This window comes from Planomonospora algeriensis (genome assembly GCF_977012225.1).
The window spans coordinates 1-3,154 of the sequence record NZ_CDRNDK010000606.1 but is presented as its reverse complement, the minus strand read 5'-3'; the positions used below and the strand labels follow the sequence as shown (position 1 = coordinate 3,154).

Annotated in this window: 4 protein-coding genes; 2 read left to right on the top strand and 2 right to left on the bottom strand. The window is 68.4% G+C overall.

Annotated elements, in window-relative coordinates:
• On the top strand, nucleotides 1-412 hold a 412-nt coding region (locus ACWJ6R_RS33240; protein WP_449066018.1), incomplete at its 5' end, for a hypothetical protein.
• Nucleotides 413-615: 203 nt separating this feature from the next.
• Here the strand turns inward: ACWJ6R_RS33240 and ACWJ6R_RS33235 are convergent.
• Together ACWJ6R_RS33235 and ACWJ6R_RS33230 are read right to left on the bottom strand one after the other, a co-directional pair.
• Nucleotides 616-1,266: a DUF6188 family protein gene (locus ACWJ6R_RS33235; protein ID WP_449066017.1), complete on the bottom strand. Its 651-nt coding sequence runs from the start codon at nucleotides 1,264-1,266 to the stop codon at nucleotides 616-618.
• 402 nt (nucleotides 1,267-1,668) lie between these two features.
• Nucleotides 1,669-1,989 (bottom strand): hypothetical protein, encoded by a 321-nt coding sequence (locus ACWJ6R_RS33230; RefSeq protein ID WP_449066016.1) that lies wholly within the window; start codon nucleotides 1,987-1,989, stop codon nucleotides 1,669-1,671.
• Nucleotides 1,990-2,783: 794 nt separating this feature from the next.
• Here ACWJ6R_RS33230 and ACWJ6R_RS33225 point away from each other — a divergent pair.
• A partial coding sequence (locus tag ACWJ6R_RS33225) for an AfsR/SARP family transcriptional regulator (protein WP_449066015.1) occupies nucleotides 2,784-3,154 on the top strand: 371 nt, incomplete at its 3' end.

Here is a 3,154-nt window from a genome sequence, read left to right as displayed (position 1 = left end):
TGCCGATTACGAAGACTCCGTACGAGTCGATGCCGCCGTGCACGGCTGTACGTGGGTCTCCTGGGCGGAGCTTCGCGATCTCGACATGTCCGCTCGACCCGCCGCGCGGGGAGTGCTTCAGGTCCGCTCGGGACCGGACTCCTTGTCCCACATGATCCACAGCTACCGGATCGATGACCGGTGGCCCGGTGAGGTCGTCGAGCAGTACGGCATACCACCACTGGGTGATTCGCCCGTTGAAGCACCGGCAGGCCGTTGGGAAGCCGCCGGAGCGGCGTTCGAGTACGGTCCGGTGACACGGTTGCACGTGCTGGGGCCGGGCACCGGGTGGGAATACGTCTTCGAGGTGATGCGGGTCTTGGCTCAGCGGTTCGGAGACGACGGCGTGCGCCTGGTCGTCTGGTTCGACTAGAGGCTGGTCATCCGATCGGGTAGGCGTCTTCCAGTTCATGCCGCCACGTCGCGCGACCGCACGCAGAAGCGCCTCGCCCAGCTCACCCTGCAAGAGGCCCGCGGAGTGGAACAGGGCATGACCGCCTTCGACATCGACCGCCGCTCTCTCACTGACCTGGTCAACCGCGCCGGGGCCTGGGCAGGACCCAGCAGACGGGAAGATCAGGCCGGAGGGAGGTGTGCGGCCTGATCCGGGTCTCTGGAGAGGGTTTCTGATACCGAAAGTCCACCGCCCGGCAGGCAGACGAAGCGCAAATCATCAGGACCGCAGGTGCTCCACGCCTCGTAGTGGGAATCGGGTTTCACGTTCAGGTGCGTCCCGGTCTCGAAGACCAGCCGCAGCGCACCGGACTTGAAGGCGACCGATGACAGGAGCGCCGCGCCGAAGAGCGCCAGGGCCGGCGCCACCTCCTGTCGCTCAGGGGCCAGGAGGACCGGTTTCGCGTCGGGAGCGCTCAGCGGTCCTCTGGTGAGCGTCGCCGTGGACTCGATGTCCACCCGGGCGTCACCGTCGAGGAGCAGCGTCAGCTGATGGCTCACCCGGACTTGCACCACCTGCATCCCCCGGTAGGGCAGAATCCAGCGGTCCGCCAGCTCGGCCAGATCCGCCGGTGTGGTCACGATGCCGTCCGAGCGCATGACGGCTTCCCGGATCACCGGGTCGGCAGCCGCCTGGTCCCTCCTGCGGTGGTTCACCGAGACCACCATCCGAAGCGTCCCGTCGCCGTGCGGAAGCACATAGGCGAGGACTTTGTACTCCTGCCCGTCCTCTCCGGTGACGTGCTCCCAGTCCTTGTCGTCGTTCTCTTCCATCACGGCGAGCTCGTCGTAGCGTGCGACACGTCGCCACCGGTCCAGGTACTCCTCCGCGATCCCCGCCGCGACCTTCTCGTTCAGCTTCACCGGATCATCCTGCCGCTCGTGCCGTCAGCATTCCATCGGACAAGGTGAGGGGGGTCGGCCACGACCACTCACGACCGGCCGAACGCCCGGCTCAACCGTCCTACTAGGCGTGATCGACGCACTTCCCGAGCTGACAGCGCGGGTTCGGTTCCCGTCACCCGCCAGGACTTCTCAAGCGAGTACGGCCGGCAGCAGCCTGAACGCCGAAACGCGCCGGTGCCTGATCAGGGTGGAAGTCCCCGCCCACGCCTTCGATGGACGGGGCTCGCAACGCGCCGACACCAGCGTCGCGCCACCGCCCAGCACCGATGCTCAGCCACCGAGCTCGGTATGCCCGACCTCCTGGTAGAAGCCGTAATGCCGCTGCCTCCGCCGCTCCAAGAACCCGATGCCCGTCATGAACACACCGAAGAAGACGGCGAAAGCGCACAGAATCCCCGTATCACCCCAGCCCCATGCCCCCGCGAGAGTTCCCAGCACCGCCATCAAAGCCCCCATCACCGCCCCGAACCGCACCCCCAGCTTGACCGGATGCCGCGCAGCGAAGATCTGACTCCGTCCAGGTTCGGCATCACCTCCCAGCAGGGTGTCCAGCCGCCAATACCCACGGACCAACCAGCGACGCAGCGTCATCGACGAACTCCTTCCAGCCTCCGGCGGGAACACTCCGGCTCCGGGATGATCGTGAAGGGCGTGCCCATCACGGTCGGCCTTCGATGGCTGAGGTGGAAACCTGATCATCCCGTCCGCCCTCGGCCCGGGACAAGCCGAGCAGGCCACGGGCCGGTGCGCCGGTACTCGCGTAATCTTGCGGCATGTGCCGGTACAGCGCGGGAACCTACAAGGTCCACTACGTGTGTCTGCCGTGTCGCGTGACTGCCAAGTGCCCCCGGAGGGGCGAGCCCAGCCCTGCACTCGCTGCCGAGAGCCCATGGTCAACGTCGGGCGGGACTTCGCGGCGCCCCGTCGGAGCGACGACCCGGCTTGGCGGGCATTGAGCGCCGTCCTCTACGCGGGGTTGAGCTTCCACTCGTGCGGCTGCAACGGCCCAGGCTTTCGACCACGCACGCCCCGACAGGTCCGAGAGCGTCTCCAGGCCGCAACCCGCAGAGGGATCCCCGTCCGCGAGGCCATGGCCCTGCCTGACCCCTACACCGAGCGGAAGACGAGTTCCAGGCTCTGATCGGGAAGCCTCCGGTACTGGGCTATGCCCGTCGGATGAAGGGCGGGTTCGTCCCAGTCGATCGCGGTGACCTCATCCCAGTTCAACCACGTGACACCGAAGGCGGCTTCCCCCCGTTCCGCCAAACCCGCTTCGGTGCTCTCCGACGCACCCCGGGGAGCCCGGCCGCTCGGCGGTGAGCGTCGCACTCTGCGGGCCGGAGGCGGGAACGGGCGGGTGGTTCGGCGGAGCCTAGACTTGGGCCATGCCGATCTACCTGGGCCTGCTCGACGGTGTGCGGTGGCGGGGGCAGCCGGTGGTCGGAGAGAGGGCTCAGGCGCTGCTGGCCGCCCTCGCGCTCGCCTGCCGTACCGTGCACGCGGACCGGCTCGTCGCGGAGGTGTGGGGGGACGACGAGCCGGCCAATCCGGCGAAGGCGCTGCAGGTCCTGGTCTCCCGAACCAGGTCGGTCGTGGGGCCGGAGGCGCTGGTCACGGAAGGGGGCGGTTACCGGCTGGAGGTTCCGCCCGACCTCATCGACGCCGGTCGTCTCCATGGCCTGGCGGACCGGGCGCGGGCGCTGCTCGCCGAGGATCCGGCCGCGGCGGCCGCGGCGGCGCAGGAGGCTGTCGCACT

Coding starts and splice junctions, on each gene's coding strand:
- ACWJ6R_RS33230 (WP_449066016.1), bottom strand. CDS start 1,989: ATGACGCTGCGTCGCTGGTTGGTCCGTGGGTATTGGCGGCTGGACACC.
- ACWJ6R_RS33235 (WP_449066017.1), bottom strand. CDS start 1,266: ATGGAAGAGAACGACGACAAGGACTGGGAGCACGTCACCGGAGAGGAC.